This is a genomic window from Candidatus Edwardsbacteria bacterium (assembly GCA_018821925.1).
Taxonomy (GTDB): Bacteria; Edwardsbacteria; AC1; order AC1; family EtOH8; genus UBA2226.
The window spans coordinates 1-18964 of record JAHJLF010000093.1; the positions used below are offsets into that span (position 1 = coordinate 1).

Consider the following 18964-nt stretch of genomic DNA (forward strand, 5'->3'; position numbering starts at 1 on the left):
ATGAAATCTCTTATTCATCTCGCCTCAGCCTATACTCGTTCCAATAAGTTAAAAGACGCTTGTTATTGTACCTACCAAATGACGCGGTTATGCCATTATAATGTATGGAATTCGTCAGAGCCAGAAAAGAATGGAAATTCAATAGCCAATAATAACGTGAACATAGATGAACAAATATTACATAGTAAGTATTTATTTGAAACAACTGGTCATTATTTGGCTACCATATCATATTGGAGTGAGGAAGATTTTACAAGGGCAAGCAGGCACCTATTAAAGTTGGAACAAATATTAACGAATGCAAAAGAGAAATTAATAAAGAGTGGTTATATAGATTATCGTAATAGAACTCAACAAATATTAATTGAGGCGGCAGAGTTATCTTTATATCTTCTTCAAAGTATATTAACTATAGATATTAAAATTAATAAATTTGCAAAAATAAAGTATGACGATATATCAACACTATATAACCGTATTGCTATTTTAGAAAATGATATCAATATTGTATTTGATGACCTATTTTATAAAAGAATCAGTAAAATATTATTATCACCAGGCCCTTATGATTGTTTTCAAGTAACGTTTGCCAAGCGGTTGTATCTTTTGGTATTGTATTCATCATTAAATAAAAAAATAAATCCAGAATGGTCCGAAAATAAATATATCCTTAAATTGCTGCATCAAATGACAAAACACCTGACCAATGATGAGACGTGGACCACTATAACAGAAATAAAGAGAAAAATAAATGAAGTGGTAATTAATATTAGTAAAGAATACAGACCATCAACTAATCCATCTCTTTTCTATGGTGATTTATTGAATTTAACCAGAGATATCTTTAATAAATATGGCTTTATTAACACTTTAAAATCTGTGAATGATTTAGAATCTTTTATAATTGACTTATATCAGTGTAAAACGCAAAAAGAACTTGAAGATAAGTCTGCATATTTAATAAACAGACTGATGCCTTCTTTATGTGAAATCGATGGGAAATTAGCAACAGGATATTCTGATATTAATAAAATATTCAATCAATTAAGCAGTATAAGTTCTCAAGTACAAGATATCGGGGGGAAATTAGATGAAGTGCCTAAAATGATAATTCAAGCACAATCATTACCCCCTAAAACTAATATGCCTGTTTGTAAACCAGCCAAAGCAAATAAAAAGAAACATAATTGGATAATTATGGTAAATAGTAGATTGATGAAAATAAATGATCTTAATAAATTAATAAGAAAAAGGGAAAGAGGAGAAATCGATATATGGGTGAATTGCATGACTGAAGAACTATGGTTGTATGGAAAGGAAATTGAAAAGGTATCACAACCTCAATTAAAAATAATAGCTCTATTGTTGAATAATACTGGAAACACAGTTAGCTACGATGACCTAATTAGATGTTTGCCTGCTGGGGATAAGATAAATGATGTACACAAGATCATGAAAAGGATTAAAGATAAAATAGGGCTTAGAACATATAATAAATATATTAAGCCCATAAAGAAAACAGGGTACATGATTAAAGGCAATCCTGCTTTTTGTTTAATTGATAATGATATCTCTGTTTAAGATGGAAAATAAAGATTATGATACTTTTCTATTATGTTATTTAGAAGTAAGTGCCAATCATATTTAAAATCGTTAGCATTAAGACAAGAATCTTCTTTCCTAATCATAAAACCGAGAATATCGACAACATTATCAAGGCATTCCCGCGGATCTTTACCACACGGCAAAGAATCAAAAGTGTGTAAAATAACATTTTGGATATATAAATCTTTTGGCTTCTTCTTGTGTATTTGCTGGTATTCCTTGCATAAAGAAGAATAAATTGTCAGAGAGTCAAGATATTTTAAATGTTTTTGACTCTTTAATTCGAGACTATGCCTGTTTGTTCCGATTGTGTAATATTGAGAGAAGCAATTTAATTTGCCAGTTTTATTTCCCAAAGCCGTATAGAAAGGTATTTTGCTATTTCTCATTGGGCAGTTCATTCTTGTCATGACATAATACTGTAGTTTGTTATAAAAGTAATAGTAAGAATTATTGTCTGGGCACAAACTGCGCAAACCGTGTAATATATCTGATAGTTCATCTTTGCTTATGGCCTTTGCTAGATCAAGCTGCTTTATGGAGGAAAGTAGTATTGTTTTATCGGGGATAAATCCATCATACATTATTGCTTTTACATGCCCTTTAGTTAATTCAATTATTACCATAGTATGAAATATTACTAATAGATATATAAATAGTTATCGTCTCAAACCCTCGCTTTAATAGCGAGGGTTTTTATGTTCAGTGCAAAGTCAGTATTGAGTCAGTAGCAAATCATTTTCCAATGCTTGGTAATCTTATATAATGGGGGCAACAATATAAGGAGATCCAATCATGACCACAATCATCATAATCCTTGCGCTGGCTGCAATCATTGCGGCCGGCAGAAATCTTCCTGCAATATTGTTTGCCCCAATATTAAGCATTATTCAATATTTTGGTTCTTTGATCGAGAACTGCCGTGAAAATCTTAAGCAGTATATAATTAAACCTGATCCCCCGGGGCTAATAAGATACATTCTTTCTGCACTTTTCACCCTGGGATCAATTACCTGGTCGTTAATGGATGCTTTGCTTACAGAAGTTTCTCTAAAAATAATTGTGTCCGAGAAGACGCTTCAGCTTTTCAAAACAGGCATTCAACCCGTGGATTATTTCATTTCAAATTATCTTTATTCGTGTATCGCTTTGGTGTTGGTTCTTATGCTCACGTTGCTCATCCATTACGCCTTTTCATATATTGCAAATAGATACCCACATTTAATAGAACAAATAACTTTCACAGCAGTTATTGTTGCCGCATTGGGCATGCTTATTATTATGGCTTTAATGCGCTATTATTCCTCGCAATGGCTTACCGAAATAAATCGTGCGATAGCAAATCACAATTATGTTTTACCTAATAACCTGGCAAGCAAAACCGGAATGCTATCGATGTTATTTCTTGTTTGGGGGATCTTATGTGCTGGAATCTGTGCTCATTTAGGCTTTAATCAGTTCCTTAAGCAAACAGCGCAGATATTGGCAGGAATTGTTTTTATTCCAGCATCTTTACTTTTATTTTCTTTCGTTCTTTTATCCAAATTGGTTGAAGGAGCACAGGCCATAATAGGCATTCCGGTAAATATTATCAATGGAGCTGTTGATTTAATAAAAGAATCCATGAAAAGGAGACAACCTGATTACAGGGTTATTTCAATGATTGTAATCTGTATATTGAGTTTATTTCTTTCTGGTTGTACTCTTCCAGTAAATAAACCTAAATTGATAGTCGCTGTGATTGATCAATCATATTCATTTAAACAAGAGCAGGATAATACCATTACTAAAGTAAACAATTTGATTGATTTGCTTAGCCCAGAGGATCATTTTTACTGTTTGTTTATCAATAGCAAATCTTATAGCGACAAACAACTCCTTTACATCTTGCCTCGGCAAGATGAAGCAGATATCAATAACCTGCTTGATGACTATAAATCGCGGGATGATGTCAAGAAAAGTATTTCGCAAATATTAGCCGGTCCTTGCTCCAACAATTCAGATGTGCTTGGCGCCTTGCATCGAGCGCAAGCCATTTTCAAGTCAAAAAGGGAAGGATATGACAAATATCTTTTTCTGTTCAGTGATCTTTCGGACAATATCAATAGACAAACACATGCTCCTGAATTGGACAGCGTCAGGGTAATCACTTTGTTTTCAAATTCTGACAAAAATAATCTTTTGTCTGCCAAAAGCCAAACAGAAGCATGGGAAAAAGTGTTTACGGACAGCCGGGCTTCTGAGGTACTCATTCTTGGCCACGATATCAGCATGTCATTCGATATAAAACAGTATTTGGAAAGGGGGATATAGCCATGTCAAAGAACTATGAAATACGGCTTGAAGATACGGTTTTATTTAACATCGCGGTCAGCCTAATAGAAGCCGTTGGCAGGGAAGCTAAAAAGATGCTTCAGCTTAGTTGCTCTGCTTATAATGATTTTCTTAAACCGAGGCATTATTCGACTGGGTTGGTATCGGTTGCTGGTTCAAGTAAATCCTTGAATACGGTTCAATCTTCATCTCAAAGTAAACCCAGGCCGTTTGCTAGACCAAAAGATATCGAAATCGCCCAATTTATAGAACTCAAGGCTACGGAAACAGGATTTAAAAGCAAAGGAATCAAATTGCTTCCTCAAACCACAGGCGAAATCATAGAGTTTGCTTTTGAAAAACCCAAAGAAAGGGTGGGAAGCATTCTTAAAAAGGAGGTGTATCATGAAGCAAAGAGTGTTTATTGATGGAGGGAAAATCAAAATATATCCACCGATCATTGAGGTTGTGAAGCCATTGATGCGACAGCTCGGTCAGAAGATTCATATTGAAAGCATCCGGCATCCATCGTTTTATGTTCCGCTATTTCAAAAAGCCAGGAAATTTCTAGTCGGTGTTTCATTGGACCAGGTCAAAAAAATGACAATGGAGCAGCTATGGCAGATCCATGATTCCGGGAAATATTACAACCATGGAATCTCAATTCTTGACCTCAAAATCGAAATATGTAAGCGGTTCTACGAAAATTGCGAGTTGTGTGGGCATCTCTGTAAAGTCAACAGATATCAAGGTAAAGGTAAATGCGGAGTGGGTGTTGAGACATATTACGATTACTGGGGATCCTTGATTGGTGAAGAATCCGTTATCAATCCTGCCGCCGGCATTGCTCTTTGGGGTTGCACCTGGAATTGTTCATTTTGCCATGCGTCAGATTACCTTAATATCAATAACGGCAGAAAAGAGGGAAAGCTGATGGGTCCGGAAATATGGAAAGAGATTGATTATAGAAATTGCCAGACAATTGAATTTAACGCTGCTGGTGATCCAACGCCGCATTTGCTGTCAATCCTTAGTGTCTTAAATCAGGCTCCAGGTAGTATGAATCACCCAATAGTATGGAGTAGCAACAGCTATGCAACCCAAAGTGTCTGGAAACTATTAGATGGAATTGCCGATGTCTTTTTGGTGGATGTTAAATTCGGAAATGATAGCTGTGCTCATTCTCTTGCAGGTTGTTTGAATCATAATTATTTCACTAAAGAAACCTTGGAATGTCTGGACAAACTTCCTGGGAAAAAGATTATACGCTGGCTTCTTTTGCCTGGTCATGTCGACTGTTGCGGACAGGAAATCGTAAAAATGCTTTCCAGTCATGACTTTTATGTCAGCCTGCTGGATGATTTTCAGGATGATCATAAAATGGTTTTCAAGAGGAAAAATACCGAGGATGAAATATCCAGGGCAAAAGATTTAATCAAACGATACGGGCTGAAAGATATCAACCTTCCAGAAAATGCCAGGTGTTTCTGGATTAAATGAGGAGAACAGCCATGAGATACTTCGATTATCAGGGACCTGACTGGGGTAATAGGAGGGGGCAAACGCCGGAGCCCAATTTCAATGAAACTCATGTCAGGGTTAGTGAAATTATAAAGCCCAATGGGGAAAAAGTTACATTGGGCGGGGAGGAAACGCAAACGGTTCTCAATCCGGAGGAGGGAAGTATAAAGACCATAGTGCGTGATGTTGCCACACCCCTGGCCTGCGGATGTGTCCCTACAAAGGACACAAAGATCCGGGTTTTTCCCAATGGCACGGCTTGTTGTGAAAACCACTTCCTCGTTTGTTCGCTTTGTTCTGCCCCGATATTGCCGAACCTGCATTTGATTATCCCGATAGATGGAAAGAACCTCTTTTATTTTCACAGGGATAATTGTGCGGAGATAGTGCTTCGTCAATTATTGCGAAATGAGCAGACAAATCCCAGCTTTTCCGACAATACCAGGATCTTGCTCGAGAATATGCTGAGTGACATCCGCGCCAACAAGAGCTGGGTATACAGGTTATTTACAGGAAGGCGTAGCAATGGGCTTTTTCTCAGATAATAACCGATCCCCTCGTCGGTATTTTCAAGGCCCTAATGAATCAGCAATCAGGGCTGGAGAGGTAATGGCCCGTTATCAGCAGATTCAGGAGATAAGGCAACAGCGTTTAATCGCTGATAACATCCAAGGTCAGATTCCACTGGGATTTGTAAGCAATAGTGAACTTCTTTTCGGGCTACGACCAAGCGATGCTCCGAAGAATGCCTTGGTTTTGGGACTGCCTGGAACTGGAAAAACAAATGCCTGCCGGGTGCTGGTCGACGGTTTCCTTAAAAATACAGACGCTACAGTAGTGTTCTTTGATAAAAAGGGCAGTGAAAAGTGTCTTTACCCGTACTTGCTTCAGGTGCTTGATAAAAGTCAAATCTTATTTCTCAGCCCGGAGAAGAACCTCTGTGACAACCCATTCTGTCCACCTCATCAAAGTATCAATCACCAGGAGTGGTACAGGATTATTTGCAACGTCCTTTTACCGAGCCTTGGTATCCGTTTCGAAGCAGGCAATGCTCTAATAGCTGGTGCGTATAAAGCTAAACAATATTTACCAGAGGGAGTAAATCCCTGTTTATTTGATATATATCCCCGTCTTGTTGAATTGCGTCCCCGCCGTTATGACGAACACGTTAAGGCAGATTATTATTCCAGGGGAGAGTTTCGATTGGAAATGTGTTTAATGAATCAACAAAAAGGTTTTAGTTATCGTCAAGGAATTCCTTTTGATATATACAGGAAGAAAAGATTCATCGGGATCGACCTTTCCCGGACAGATGATTTTACCTCGAAGCTTATCGTGGAATCCTTCGTTGCCAAGGTATTCCATTATCAAATTGCCCAGGGCCGGGATGAGGATGCTTCGTGGGTTTTATGTTTTGACGAAGCGCAGCATTACTATAGCAGTGAAAAGATACAGACATTTACGGGAATCAGTCCCTTGGAGGAATATATACGAATGACCAGGTCAACAGGGATCTGGCAGATACTGGCCAACCAAAGCTATAGCGCCTTATCGCATGGGGCCAGGACCATGGCTGGGTGCAAAATTCTTTTTAAGATAGATTCCACGGAATTAAAGTACCTGCGAGATTCAATGATGTTATCTGACGATGAGATTCAAATGGTAGATAACCTTAATATCGGTGAAGCATTAGTTAAACTTGATTCCAGGCCAGGGACACCTATTTTCAAGATAACTGTCCCAGAGTTCAGAATAAACAACCGTCCAATTACTGAAAATATCTTTGAGCCGGTACATGAAAAATATGATTGTCTGCCAATCCCCGAGGAGGAAAGGATAAAAATAATCAATCAAATCCTTGGGGAGAAGGAAAAGCCAAAACCAATGACAGAGGTTAAACGAGAAGTAGCCTTGAGTGAAAATAATAAAATCCGAGATTTCTTGATAAATATCTCAGAAAAACCATTTCTGCAGTTTACCGAAAGATTAGCTGATCTTAAATTTGGGGAAAGCATTGCAGAAGCTGACAGAATAAAGAAATTGCTTGTAGACCAGGATTATATTGTCGAATACAAAGTAAAACTCAAGAAAGGCCGGGGTTCAAAAGCGTCTTATCTCGAGATTGCACCAGCAGGCAGGGATTACCTTATCGGGAGTGGGCATAAGCTGGTTAAGATAATCGAGGGGAAATCAGGATATCTTCATTCATTGATCGTCAATAAGCTGATAAAACCGTTTTATGAATCTCAATACCAGGTGGAAATAGAGGGTGAAAACAAGGGATTTGATTGCGACTTGGCAGTGTGCGACGATAGAAAGAAACTCGTCGCTGTAGAGGTGTCCTATACAACAAACGCCGACGATGAAAGCAGGAATATCAAAAGAAATATTAATGCTGGTTATGAAAAGGTTCAAATTGTCGTCGTGGCAACAAGCAAAGAAGGGAAATCTATCGTCGAAGATGAGGTGAAAGCAACATCCAAAAAACAGGCATTTCTTAAAACCTTTTCCAGAGAACTAGAAGAATCAATTTATTCCAAGGTACAGGTATTAACCTTAAAAGAGTTTAGGGATATGGCATAAAATGAGCCGCCTTATCGACATAAATACACTTGCTGAAAAGCTGTGTGTGAAGCCCATGACTATCTATAGCTGGATACATGAAGGCCTTATCCCCCATTTTAAGCTTGGGCGACTAGTAAGGTTCGACGAGGAGTTGATAGAGGATTGGCTTAAAAAAAGAAAGGTAAGCGGAAGGAGCCAACGTGCTCTTGATGTAAAACTATAAAGGTCTGCGGTTAAGCAGTTGAAAAGGAGATAAAATGCGAATATATCAAAGAAAGAAAGTATGGTATATCGACTATATTTTCCAGGGCAGACGATTCAGAAAACGGATCGGATCCTCAAAAAGAGTTGCCGAACTAACCCTGAAAGATATTGAACTCAAGATTGCAAGAAAAGAACATTTGGGAATTCAAGAAACAAATAAAATTCTTTTTGAAAAATATTCTGAGGAATATTTGAAGTATGCAAAAATAAATAAATCAGAGAAATCGTATACTTTAAACATCACTAATATTAAAGCGTTGAATTTATTCTTCAAGGGCAAATACCTTACAGATATCAAACCCCAGGATATTGAATCTTATAAGGAGGAGCGTAGCAAGAATTTAAAACCAGCTAGTGTTAACCGCGACCTTGCCTGCTTGCGACATATGTTAAATAAGGCCATACAATGGGGTTATTTATTGTCAAATCCGATGAAAGGCATTAAGCTGTTAAAGGAGCCCCCAGGGAGATTGCGTTTCTTGTCCGAGGAGGAAATCAAAAGGTTACTACAAGAGTTGCCAGCAGGATCCAAACTTATCATACTGGTCGCGATGTACACCGGGATGAGGAGATCTGAAATCCTCAATCTCAATTGGAGCAATGTGGATTTGAAGAACAGGATCCTTGTCGTCGAGAAAACCAAGACCAATGAGCGGAGAATCATCCCAATCAACGACAGTTTGTTTTCTCAGTTACAGGAATTATCCGCAAAGAAAAAGAGCGAAGTGGTGTTTGCCGAATGCAGAATTAATTTGCGAAGGAACTTCACGGATGCATTGAAAAGGGCAAACGTTAGGGATTTCAGATTTCACGACCTGCGCCATACCTTTGCATCTTATCTTGTGATGAGCGGTGCTAGCATAAAAGTGGTACAGCAGCTTCTTGGCCATAAAGATTTAAAAATGACGATGAGGTATTCGCATCTTTCAAATGAACACCTCCAGGAAGCTGTCGGAAAGTTAAATTACCTTAAACCAGAGAAACCAAAGCCACAAACAATAAGGGAAACCAGGGGACAATGCAAGTCAGTCATGCAATGGTTCTGAGATAGCAATTATAGTCCAGCTTTTTAAGCTGGGCTATTTTACTCACAACAACAATATTCTAAGGAGGATAAAATGTTAATTTATCATTTATTTGCACTGGTATTCGTCGCAGTGATGGCTAGAAAATATTCTGCCAAGGAGATCTTGCGGGCAGCAATTAAGGTGGGAATCATTGCATACATAGTCATGGGTCTGGTATTTGCTCAAGGAATAATCAGAAAAATAGCCTTCCGTTCAGTTATTCACCTGCAACAAAACAATAACAATTTCTACAACAGTAACCCTCTTATCTAAATTAAAGGAGGTACACCATAATGAGTATCACGAATAAAATCTACATTCCCGAAGATGTACTCTATTGCCTTAAACTTGCTGGTTATGATAAATTTGTATATTCCAACATTGACGAAGTGGTTGTCCGGCCTGATCTTCCAGCTAATGGGGTAGCGTTTATTGGGAGCCGTCCCCGGCTTGTACACATTAAATTACGTGTCCCACCCGTTAATAATGCAGTATGGAGACAAGTAACTGCCATATCCAACGCAACAACTTATGTGCATGAAGCCGCACATCATTACAGATGGGAGAATTATCATGATCGTGGAGAGTATGCACCACAATGTTATGAATGGCGGTTCTTACGGGCATTGCAACCTCTGATCGAATCTCAAGGCAAAATCCGAATGGTTATTCACCCCCGAACGTGGTGGGGTGGCTTCAAGGGGTGTAATTATTTAATCGTTTGACTGCTCGGGTTCATGCGAAACCAATAAATACCTTTTTACATTTCAAATGGGCATCTTCAGAAAGCTATGGCACAAATAAGGCACAAACCGTTAAAGAAGGCCCAAGCCAGTATAAAACAAAAAAGGCAACCTATTGGTTGCCTTTTAATTATCTGGTGCGCCATAAAGGACTCGAACCTTTGACCCGCTGATTAAGAGTCAGCTGCTCTACCAACTGAGCTAATGGCGCATTTTTTCAAGACAGTCATTATACTAAAATTTTACCAGAATGTAAAGAGCCTTTTATTTATGCCTTCCAATTAGAGAGAAAACAGATGGAATTTTATCCTTGACTATACATATAAATAAGGGTTATAGTTACAAATCATTTCATCCTGTTTGTATTTTTAATTTATTGATTATTAAGTGGTTATGACACTCACCACAAGACATATTAAATTGGCCTATGGCGATACTTATCTTGAATTTGATATGCCGGAAAAGAACATACTTGAAACCCTTTCGGTTTCAGGGGGTGATGCTATTGGTGACGTTCCCTCTGCCCTGGACAAGGCCATGATGGGACCCATTGGATCGCCTCCGCTTTCGGAACTTTTAAAAAAAGTCAAACCTAAAAATCCCCTGATCATCGCCAGCGACCATACTAGGGTGGTCCCCTATTATCCTTTGATCCTGGATCGGCTGATGGGCGAGTTCCAAAAAGCCGGGATCGACCCAAATCAGGTCGGCCTTCTTATCGCCTGCGGAAATCACCGGGCACCCAGCTGCGAGGAACGGGAGGCCATGTATGGCCCCAAGGCCTTTGACCAGCTGAACCTGTATGCCCACAACTGCGACCAAAACTGCATCGCCCTAAGCCGGCTGACAAACGGCCATGAGGCGGAAGTGAATCAACGGCTGCTGAAGAGCGATTTCATCATCGCCACCGGTAAGATCACCCCGCATTACCTGGCGGGTTATTCCGGCGGCAGAAAGGCGGTGATGCCGGGCTGTGCCTCAAGAAGCTCCATTGCGGCCAACCATGCCATGATTGTGCAACGAAAGAACGGACCGGGACATCTGGACGGAAATCCCATTCATCTGGAGATGGCCGAAGTCGCTTCGCTGGTAAACATTGATTTCTTGATCAACGTGGTTCCCACCCCGGACGATAAAATCGCTGGCCTGTTCGCCGGGCACTGGCAGAAAGCTTGGGAATCGGGGGTCAAGCTATGCCGCAAAGTTTGGTCGGCTGAATATGAGGGGTTGGCGGACTGCATCATCGCCTCGGCCGGGGGATATCCGCTGGACATCAACCTCTACCAGATGCAGAGGTTGCTTAATAACCTGGAATGCGCGATAAAACCGGGCGGGACCATAGTGCTGATCGGCCAGTGCCGGGAGGGGATAGGGCAGGATGAGTTCGGCCACGGGATGGAGCGGTATTCAATAAAAGAAATATTATCTACCCCCGAAGAGAATATGCCCGCCGAGGCCCACCGGGCCTATGCTACGGCCTTGGTGATGGACAAGTGCGAGGTCCTGCTGATAAGCAGTATCGAGAAATTTAAAGCCGAAGAAATAAAATTTAAATTCATGCCCGACTGCTCAAGCGCATTAGACTACCTGAAGCGTAAGCACGGGACAGATTATAAATGCTATGTGGTGCCGCAGGCCAATTCCATTATGCTGGAGAAGCGACAATTATAACCGGAAATCCCGGTTGTCATCTTATCCAGCATCATAGATCAACCCAATTATAAGGAGAGGCGTATGTTCAAATCGATTATTTTATCCGCCGTTGTCTGCCTTTTATCGGTGAATCTTTTTGCCGCCGGGAAAGACAAAACGTCCAATGGCGCCAAATTCTGGAGGGACGGAAAATACTGCCGGCAGGATAATATCGACCTGAAAAAAGCCGGGCAGGGGATCCTCCGGGCAAAAGTGGAAGGCAAATGGCAGGATTTTACCATCCAGCATCTATCAACGGCTTTTATGGAATGGAATCTTAAGGGCAGGATAAAAACCCTGGAGGGCATCAAAAAACGTGAGATGCCGGGTTTTGCCGGGCCGCACAGCGGGATGGTGGCCAGCCACGGCTTTAGGCGTTCCGACAGCCGAACGGCCATCAACAATGCGGTAAAGGGGATGGGCTTTCTGCCCAAGCCGGAGGCCATTGGCGGGCTGCTAAACGAGTTTCAATCTTCGGCTGATTCCTCAATGGACTATAAATTGAACTGGCTGATCAACCTCTATAGCAAAAGAAAAGACCTGCTGGATGATACCAAACAGATCTCTTTGGAACTGTATGCCAAACCGGATTTTGCCACCCACACCTTTTTGAATCAGATGACCGATCCGGCGGTATCCATCGTCTTTCTGGATATTCCCTCGTTCGAGGTCCGGGCCATAACCCAGCTGATCGATCCCAATGATCCGGAGCTTACTGAATACCAGAGGCAGATGGTGGAATATGTAAACGGCATCCACGATTATTTCCACGGGGCTGCTCCCAGGAAATCCATCGTGGCGGTCTATCACGTGATAGAGGTGTTCGATAACTCCCCGGGCAAAGCCAGGGGAAAAAGGGTGGTGCCGCCGCTGCCCTAGGTCAGCAGCAGGGTGTTTTCTTAACGCAGGTCTTGGCCCCCCGAACCAGGCAGGCGGCCCGGCGGATGGCATGGTATAGCCCGATGTAAATGAAGATCAGTCCGGTCACGGCATGCCAGTAGGATACATTGAAGGTTATCGCGGGCCGGGATCCCGGCGGCAGAATAAAATACAGCCCGGTCAGCGAGCAGGCCAAAAAGCTGACCAGCAGCATCCAATTCCAGGCGGTCTGGATCAGAACGATCTTTTTAGAATCCCGCCGCTGCCATATTTCCCCGGCAATGGCCAATACCGAGACCATCAACAGCAGAAGCCAGGGGTGATAATTGGGGCGGTTGAATTTCAGCGGTTTCCCCTCGGGCTGTTCGACGGTCATTGATTCCGGCTGATCTTCCGGAGCGGTTTCGGGAACATTCTGAGGCTCCGGCTGCGCATCCAATTCCGATCCCTGTCCGGGCAGGTCCGCTTGATTATTTTCGGTCGATTCTCCAGCCGGAGCTTGGTCTCCATTTTGGGGATCGTCTGCCTGTTCCCCCTCCGAGGCTCCGCCCGATTGAGATAGATCCTGAGAAAGATCGCAGATGTCATCGCCGTTGCGGTCAATATAGCGCCCGCACTGTCCCGGGGCGGGACAGTCGGTCATGCCGAAGGGGCATTGGTTTTCGGCCAGACCCATTCCGAATATAATCGACAACAGGGCCAGGGATAAAACGGTTTTTTTCATTTAGCGCTCTGAATTAAGATGAATAACTTTGCCACAATGATAACAACCAAATAACGGTTTGTCAACCTTAGCCGAAAACGATGGATATCAAAACAACCTTTGCTTCTCTTAGTCACCGCAATTTCAGGTTTTACTGGACGGGCCAGCTGGTATCGCTGATAGGCACCTGGATACAGCAGGTGACTCTGAGCTGGCTGGTGTTGGAACTGACCAACTCGGCTTTTATGCTAGGGACCGTTTCGGCTATCGGTTCGGCGCCTATTCTGATATTGTCATTGCCTGGAGGGGTGGCGGCGGACCGGGTAAGCAAGAAGAAGCTGCTGATAACTACTCAGGCCATCATGATGCTGCTGGCCTTCACCCTGGCCTATCTGACCCATTTCAAATATCTTAAGATCTGGCATATTATTTTGCTCAGCGCCCTGTCGGGCTCGGTGTTTGCTTTTGACGCCCCAGCCCGACAGGCCTATACCGTGGAGCTGGTGGGGCGAAGGGACCTGATGAACGCCATCGCCCTAAACTCAACCATCTTCAATACCGCCAGGATACTGGGGCCGGCCCTGGCCGGAGTGTTGTATGCTATGGTAGGCCCGGCCGGCTGCTTTTTAATCAACGGGGGGAGCTTCCTGGCGGTTATCTACGGGCTTAATTTGATACGCGGAGAGCATCAGCCCAAGCGGGGATACAGAAAATCGGCTTTTGAGGAGATGAGGGTGGGGCTGGCCTACGTATGGCATCATCCGGTGATAATGTCTTTGGTCGGAATGGTGGCCATATTCAGCATCTTCGGGATGCCCTATGCGGTGCTGATGCCGGTATTCGCCCGGGACATACTCTACCTTCAGGCCAGGGGCTTCGGCCTGCTGATGACCTCGGTGGGCATCGGGGCCATCATCGGGGCCATCAGCCTGGCCACCTTCAGCCAGATGAAGCGGCGCGGGGTATATGTCCTGGTAAGCGGCCTGGTCTTCACTGTGGCGGTAACCGTATTTTCCCTCTCCAGTAATTTGATCCTTTCGATCGCCTGTCTTCCCTTCATCGGATTTACCATGGTGAGCCAGGTGGCCACCATCAATACAATAATACAGGGCATTGCGCCGGACGATATCAGAGGACGGGTGATGAGCGTCTTCACCTTCGTCTTCATGGGCATGATGCCGGTGGGAAGCTTTATTGCCGGAAGCATCGCCGGCAAATACGGAGCCCCGGCGGCCCTGCAGACCGGGGCGGCCGTATGCCTGATCACCCTGATATATTTATTCTGGAGAAACCGGGAGCTTTACTTGTTATAAAGTGGTTGAAACTTGACAGTGTTTTATGTTAAATTAACATATTATATCTGAACCTTTAACCGAAAAAAACAGCTGATATGACCGCAGGGAAAAAACAGCCCCCCCAGGGCAAGATAATGGTGATAATGCCGGATGGCAAGGTGATGGAACCGAGCATAGTCCTGACCATAGAGGATCTGCGCGACAAGGAAAAAACCGTGATGAAGATGTTCGGGGGCAGCCCCCAGATGACCATGAGCGCCAAGGAGGCCCTGATGGTTGACATCTCCGAGGTGGTGGCCAACCTTATGGGCGACAAGATCGAACTGGCCGGCCAGTATAAGACCGACACTCTGGTCTATTATGCCCCCACCGCCTTCAGCGGCGATAAGGAGCGGGCCATTACTGTGGCCAATAAAGTGTACGCCATGCGCCTGATGAAGCTGGAGAAGGAACGGCGCGACCATAGCTCCGCCATAGCCAAGCTGAAAGATCTTTATGAGTCCGAGAGGAACAAGATCGGTCTGCTTACCGCCAAGATACTGGAGGTGAAGAACACCGACGTCAGCGAGGAGCAGAAACAACAGGAGGTCAGCCAGGCCCGCGAGGAAGCCATGAAGATGGCCGAGGAGACCATCGTGGCTATTGAGAACGAGAAAAAAGACCTGGAGCAGACGGTGGATCAACTGGAGGCGCTGCTGCACGACAGCATCTCCATCGCCCAGCATTCCGAGGAGATGGAGCGGCTGAAGACGGAATATGACGATGTCAACCGCCGGGCCATGCGATACCGCCCCTCGGAGAACCTCAGCCAGCTGAGCAAGGAACAAAAAAAGGAGTTGGCCAAACTGCTGCCAAAACTTACAGACGCCGAAGGCAATGAAAGATATTTTGATCTGCGGCAGGTCCTGAAAATAAGGGAGGACCAACCCGGCCTGCCGGAGGGCACCCATGTGTTGGTCAAATATCGCCCGGCCAATGAAACCAAGTACTTTATGGGCCGGCTGTTTTTCAACGACACCAAAGATTATATCTGCCTGGGGCAGGGGTTCGAGATCACCTCCGGAGTATACACCGGGCGGGACCGTAAGTTTGAGCCGACCGACGAATCGGTTCTCCAATATCTTGATAAGAATCCCCTGAGCGTTCAGATATATCTTGAGGCAGTCCGTAATTCGGCCATTCAGACCGTCCAGTTCTGGCTGCACGATCTTAAAGCCGAACAGCTGATGGAGATCCAATCCATCGATCCGTTGATAGTCCAGTTGATGAAAGACTCCATGAAGATAGCCCACGAAAGGGCTTACGAGATGAACGCCACCTGTGATGAGCTACAGCCGTCAAAACCAAAGCCGGAGGAAGAAAAAGGAAGGGTCGACCACGTTCTGATAGCCATCAAGAAAACCGTGGCCCAGCCGCTGGCCATGAAATACGTGCTGGATGAGCAGGACCTCAAGAAAAGAATTAACCAGGCTCCGGATCAGATGCAGAAGGAAGCGCTGGCCCGGCAGTTGAACCGCCTTCAGGGGAAGAAGCACTCCGAGATTAGGATGCTTTACGATTCCCTGAAAAAGATGCTGATGGACGAGGAGATGGTGGGGCCGGACCGCATCAATTTCAAGAAATATGTCCCGATAATGGAACTGCGTAAAAAGATAAGCGACAGCATGGCGGAGCGGATAAAGCGGGACGACAAACTTTCGGACTCCATTCTGGATTGAACATTCACCAAGGAGAAAAAGATGAAAAAATATCTATCATTGACGCTGGTCATTCCGATGCTGCTGGCTTCATCCCTGCAGGCCGAAAAAAAGCGAGACACGAATAAGGACGAGCCGGCTGCTGAGGGAAAAGCGTCCCAGGGTCTTTATAAATATCTTCCCGATTCATACGACAAGCAGGCGGTGTTCACGGTGGCCGACCTGATCGCGTTAAAAATGACCGCCTACAACAGCCGGGTGCAGGGCATCAGCAGCAAACTGATCAGTACCTCCATAACAGCGCTGGCCTGGCCGGACAGCCTGGTGCTGAATTGCTATCTGGAATTGCAGGAGAAGGACAAGGCCAGCTACCTGGGGGCGGGAAAATTCACCTGTCCCCAGAACGAACTGCCCGTTATGTTCCAGGAGGCGGTGAGCTTCATCCAGAAGATGTCCCATCTTTACTATGCCGACCTTAACGACAAATACACGATCATTAATCTTTATATGAAGGGCAGCCTGGTGGCCAACTGGAAGGATTTCCAGCTTAACGTTCTGGCCCAGGGAAAGTGATAAATTGACTGACGCAAACAAACCTCTGATATTCCAGACCGTGGTGGCCAAGGGCCTGGTGGATACCAATTGCTATCTGCTGGCCTGCCCGGATTCAAGAAAAGCGATGATAATTGATCCTGGCGCGTTCATCTCCGGCGAGGCAAAGGCCATCCTGGGGCTTATCAGCCAACATGATCTTAAACTGCAATACATCTTGAATACCCACGGCCACATAGATCACACTGCCGGAAACGAACAGATCAAGAAAGCCACCGGGGCCGAACTGCTTATTCACTCCAGCGATGCCGGAATGATAGAATCGGGCGCCATGAACGGGTCTTTCATGTTCGGGAAAGAGGTCGTCTCTCCGCCGGCAGACCGTAAACTGGAGAACGGCGAGCAAATCGAACTTGGTAAATTAGCCATCACCGTATTGCATACGCCAGGACATACTCCTGGCGGTATATGTCTTTATGTTGACGGTACCCTTTTCTCCGGCGATACCCTGTTTGCCGGATCGGTGGGCCGGACCGATCTGCCGGGCGGTAGCGAGGTGGAGATAATCCGTTCTATCAAAGAAAAGCTCATGATCCTGCCGGATGAAACCATCGTCCGGCCGGGCCACGGGCCAAGGACAACCATTGGTGCCGAACGGGAGAGCAATCCCTTTCTTTAAAATTCCAAAAATTCAAATTTATAATTGTCATAGGGGAGGATCAGCATGAAGAAACTTAATATCCATGATCTTGATTTAAAAGGCAAACGGGTGCTGGTCCGGGTGGATTTTAACGTTCCCCAGGACAAGAAGACCGGGGCCATCAAGGACGATTCACGGATCGTGGGGGCTCTGCCCACCATAAATTATCTGATCAAGCATGGGGCTAGGGTGGTATTAATGTCCCATCTGGGAAGGCCCGAGGGCCATGGCAATATGCAGTTCACTCTCAAACCGGTGGCCGAGAAGCTGTCGGAATTGCTTAAAAAGCCGGTCAAATTTGTTTCGGATTGCATCGGCCCGGAGCCGCTGAAAATGTCGCAGGAATTAATAGGGGGCGAGGTCCTTCTGCTGGAGAATCTGCGCTTCCATGCCGAAGAGGAGAAGAACGATCCCGGCTTTGCCAAGCAACTGGCGGAGCTGGGCGATATCTATGTCAACGATGCCTTCGGGACGGCCCACCGGGCCCATGCCTCCACCGAGGGTGTAACCAAATATTTCAAGCAGAACGCCGCCGGGTTGCTAATGGAAAAGGAGATAGATTATCTGTCGGCCGCGTTGGAAAGCCCGGAGCATCCCTTTGTAGCCATTCTGGGCGGGGCCAAGGTGTCAGATAAGATCTCAGTGATAGAGAACCTGATCAACAAAGCCGATGCCATCCTGATCGGTGGGGCCATGGCCTATACTTTCTTGCTGGCCCAGGGCAAAGAGGTTGGTTCTTCTCTGGTGGAAAAAGACAAACTTGATATGGCCAAAGATATTTTACAAAAGTCCCAAAAGATCAAATTCCTTCTGCCTTCGGATCATATCGCCGCCGAGAAAAAGGAAGGGGAGCCTGATAAGAAAGGAAAACCAACCTTCACGTTCATCAATCCCAAAGAGGTAACAGAAATTCCCCAGGGCCTGGCCGGAGTGGACATTGGCCCCAAAACCATTGCCGAATACAACAAGGTTATCTCCGGCGCCAGGACCATAGTCTGGAACGGCCCGATGGGTATCTTCGAGACTCCGGAATACGCCAAGGGGACATTCGAAGTGGCCAAGGCCGTGGCGGCCTCCGGGGCCAAGTCCATCATCGGGGGAGGAGATTCCGCCTCGGCAGTGCATCTTTCCGGGGTGGCCGATAAGATCAGCCATATCTCCACCGGGGGCGGGGCGTCGCTGGAGTTCCTGGAGGGCAAGGTCCTGCCGGGCGTAGCGGCACTGACCGATAAATAGAATAATATTAAATTTCAGATTTGAGGAGACGGCATAATGAGACAACCAATCATAGCCGGAGACTGGAAGATGCATAAAAACATGCCCGAGGCCAAAGCCCTGGCGGCTGGGAGCGTTGAAAAAGTCAAAGAG

The 18964-nt window shown here is 44.7% G+C and carries 18 protein-coding genes and 1 tRNA gene; 16 read left to right on the forward strand and 3 right to left on the reverse strand.

Going from position 1 to position 18964, the window contains the following annotated elements; translation table 11 throughout:
* The coding region (locus KJ869_11255) for a helix-turn-helix domain-containing protein (protein ID MBU1577764.1) at nt 1-1581 on the forward strand (1581 nt) is incomplete at its 5' end.
* Here KJ869_11255 and KJ869_11260 read toward each other — a convergent pair.
* Nucleotides 1578-2231, reverse strand: a complete 654-nt coding sequence (locus KJ869_11260) for a hypothetical protein (protein MBU1577765.1) — start codon at nt 2229-2231, stop codon at nt 1578-1580. The genes KJ869_11255 and KJ869_11260 overlap by 4 nt on opposite strands.
* A 169-nt stretch (nt 2232-2400) precedes the next feature.
* Here KJ869_11260 and KJ869_11265 point away from each other — a divergent pair, with 169 nt between their 5' ends.
* The 8 genes from KJ869_11265 (at nt 2401) to KJ869_11300 (ending at nt 9608) form a co-directional block, all read left to right on the forward strand.
* Nucleotides 2401-3918 carry a hypothetical protein gene (locus KJ869_11265; protein MBU1577766.1) on the forward strand — a complete coding sequence of 506 codons (1518 nt, stop codon included), beginning with the start codon at nt 2401-2403 and terminating at the stop codon, nt 3916-3918.
* Between the two features lie 2 nt (nt 3919-3920).
* The gene (locus tag KJ869_11270) at nt 3921-4346 is read left to right on the forward strand and encodes a hypothetical protein (protein MBU1577767.1); all 426 of its coding nucleotides are present in this window, start codon (nt 3921-3923) and stop codon (nt 4344-4346) included.
* On the forward strand, nt 4324-5418 hold the full coding sequence (locus KJ869_11275; GenBank protein MBU1577768.1) for a 4Fe-4S cluster-binding domain-containing protein: 1095 nt from the start codon (nt 4324-4326) through the stop codon (nt 5416-5418). Before KJ869_11270 ends, KJ869_11275 begins: the two co-directional genes overlap by 23 nt.
* Before the next feature lie 11 nt (nt 5419-5429).
* Nucleotides 5430-5984, forward strand: coding sequence for a hypothetical protein (locus KJ869_11280; protein ID MBU1577769.1), 555 nt, complete (start codon nt 5430-5432; stop codon nt 5982-5984).
* Nucleotides 5985-6048: 64 nt separating this feature from the next.
* Nucleotides 6049-8022: a hypothetical protein gene (locus KJ869_11285; GenBank protein ID MBU1577770.1), complete on the forward strand. Its 1974-nt coding sequence runs from the start codon at nt 6049-6051 to the stop codon at nt 8020-8022.
* A 1-nt stretch (nt 8023) separates the two neighbouring features.
* Nucleotides 8024-8227, forward strand: a complete 204-nt coding sequence (locus tag KJ869_11290) for a helix-turn-helix domain-containing protein (GenBank protein MBU1577771.1) — start codon at nt 8024-8026, stop codon at nt 8225-8227.
* A gap of 34 nt (nt 8228-8261) precedes the next feature.
* The gene (locus tag KJ869_11295) at nt 8262-9314 is read left to right on the forward strand and encodes a tyrosine-type recombinase/integrase (GenBank protein ID MBU1577772.1); all 1053 of its coding nucleotides are present in this window, start codon (nt 8262-8264) and stop codon (nt 9312-9314) included.
* Nucleotides 9315-9386: 72 nt separating this feature from the next.
* Complete coding sequence (locus tag KJ869_11300; protein ID MBU1577773.1) at nt 9387-9608, forward strand: hypothetical protein; 222 nt, start codon at nt 9387-9389, stop codon at nt 9606-9608.
* A gap of 605 nt (nt 9609-10213) precedes the next feature.
* On the opposite strand, the gene KJ869_11305 is transcribed toward KJ869_11300, so the two are convergent.
* Nucleotides 10214-10289 (reverse strand) — tRNA-Lys (locus KJ869_11305).
* 242 nt (nt 10290-10531) lie between these two features.
* On the opposite strand from KJ869_11305, the gene larA reads away from it, so the two are divergent.
* Together larA and KJ869_11315 are read left to right on the forward strand one after the other, a co-directional pair.
* Nucleotides 10532-11749, forward strand: coding sequence for a nickel-dependent lactate racemase (gene larA, locus KJ869_11310; GenBank protein MBU1577774.1), 1218 nt, complete (start codon nt 10532-10534; stop codon nt 11747-11749).
* A 63-nt stretch (nt 11750-11812) separates the two neighbouring features.
* Nucleotides 11813-12649: a hypothetical protein gene (locus KJ869_11315; GenBank protein ID MBU1577775.1), complete on the forward strand. Its 837-nt coding sequence runs from the start codon at nt 11813-11815 to the stop codon at nt 12647-12649.
* 1 nt (nt 12650) lies between these two features.
* Here the strand turns inward: KJ869_11315 and KJ869_11320 are convergent, their stop codons facing one another.
* Nucleotides 12651-13373, reverse strand: coding sequence for a hypothetical protein (locus KJ869_11320; GenBank protein MBU1577776.1), 723 nt, complete (start codon nt 13371-13373; stop codon nt 12651-12653).
* 80 nt (nt 13374-13453) lie between these two features.
* Here KJ869_11320 and KJ869_11325 point away from each other — a divergent pair, with 80 nt between their 5' ends.
* The 5 genes from KJ869_11325 to KJ869_11345 all read left to right on the forward strand — a co-directional run bounded on the left by KJ869_11325 (nt 13454) and on the right by KJ869_11345 (nt 18832).
* Entirely contained in the window at nt 13454-14665 is a 1212-nt protein-coding gene (locus KJ869_11325) for an MFS transporter (GenBank protein MBU1577777.1), read from the forward strand.
* Between the two features lie 77 nt (nt 14666-14742).
* A complete protein-coding gene (locus KJ869_11330; protein ID MBU1577778.1) occupies nt 14743-16365 on the forward strand; it encodes a hypothetical protein in 1623 nt (540 codons plus the stop codon).
* A gap of 21 nt (nt 16366-16386) precedes the next feature.
* Nucleotides 16387-16917, forward strand: a complete 531-nt coding sequence (locus KJ869_11335) for a hypothetical protein (GenBank protein MBU1577779.1) — start codon at nt 16387-16389, stop codon at nt 16915-16917.
* Nucleotides 16918-16942: 25 nt separating this feature from the next.
* Complete coding sequence (locus KJ869_11340; GenBank protein ID MBU1577780.1) at nt 16943-17575, forward strand: MBL fold metallo-hydrolase; 633 nt, start codon at nt 16943-16945, stop codon at nt 17573-17575.
* 45 nt (nt 17576-17620) lie between these two features.
* Complete coding sequence (locus tag KJ869_11345; protein MBU1577781.1) at nt 17621-18832, forward strand: phosphoglycerate kinase; 1212 nt, start codon at nt 17621-17623, stop codon at nt 18830-18832.
* Nucleotides 18833-18964: the final 132 nt, after the last annotated feature.

What these genes read in the sequence shown, in the direction of transcription:
- KJ869_11260 (MBU1577765.1), bottom strand. Translation starts at nt 2,231, where the DNA reads ATGGTAATAATTGAATTAACTAAAGGGCATGTAAAAGCAATAATGTAT.
- KJ869_11265 (MBU1577766.1), top strand. Translation starts at nt 2,401, where the DNA reads ATGACCACAATCATCATAATCCTTGCGCTGGCTGCAATCATTGCGGCC.
- KJ869_11270 (MBU1577767.1), top strand. Translation starts at nt 3,921, where the DNA reads ATGTCAAAGAACTATGAAATACGGCTTGAAGATACGGTTTTATTTAAC.
- KJ869_11275 (MBU1577768.1), top strand. Translation starts at nt 4,324, where the DNA reads ATGAAGCAAAGAGTGTTTATTGATGGAGGGAAAATCAAAATATATCCA.
- KJ869_11280 (MBU1577769.1), top strand. Translation starts at nt 5,430, where the DNA reads ATGAGATACTTCGATTATCAGGGACCTGACTGGGGTAATAGGAGGGGG.
- KJ869_11285 (MBU1577770.1), top strand. Translation starts at nt 6,049, where the DNA reads ATGGCCCGTTATCAGCAGATTCAGGAGATAAGGCAACAGCGTTTAATC.
- KJ869_11290 (MBU1577771.1), top strand. Translation starts at nt 8,024, where the DNA reads ATGAGCCGCCTTATCGACATAAATACACTTGCTGAAAAGCTGTGTGTG.
- KJ869_11295 (MBU1577772.1), top strand. Translation starts at nt 8,262, where the DNA reads ATGCGAATATATCAAAGAAAGAAAGTATGGTATATCGACTATATTTTC.
- KJ869_11300 (MBU1577773.1), top strand. Translation starts at nt 9,387, where the DNA reads ATGTTAATTTATCATTTATTTGCACTGGTATTCGTCGCAGTGATGGCT.
- larA (MBU1577774.1), top strand. Translation starts at nt 10,532, where the DNA reads ATGCCGGAAAAGAACATACTTGAAACCCTTTCGGTTTCAGGGGGTGAT.
- KJ869_11315 (MBU1577775.1), top strand. Translation starts at nt 11,813, where the DNA reads ATGTTCAAATCGATTATTTTATCCGCCGTTGTCTGCCTTTTATCGGTG.
- KJ869_11320 (MBU1577776.1), bottom strand. Translation starts at nt 13,373, where the DNA reads ATGAAAAAAACCGTTTTATCCCTGGCCCTGTTGTCGATTATATTCGGA.
- KJ869_11325 (MBU1577777.1), top strand. Translation starts at nt 13,454, where the DNA reads ATGGATATCAAAACAACCTTTGCTTCTCTTAGTCACCGCAATTTCAGG.
- KJ869_11330 (MBU1577778.1), top strand. Translation starts at nt 14,743, where the DNA reads ATGACCGCAGGGAAAAAACAGCCCCCCCAGGGCAAGATAATGGTGATA.
- KJ869_11335 (MBU1577779.1), top strand. Translation starts at nt 16,387, where the DNA reads ATGAAAAAATATCTATCATTGACGCTGGTCATTCCGATGCTGCTGGCT.
- KJ869_11345 (MBU1577781.1), top strand. Translation starts at nt 17,621, where the DNA reads ATGAAGAAACTTAATATCCATGATCTTGATTTAAAAGGCAAACGGGTG.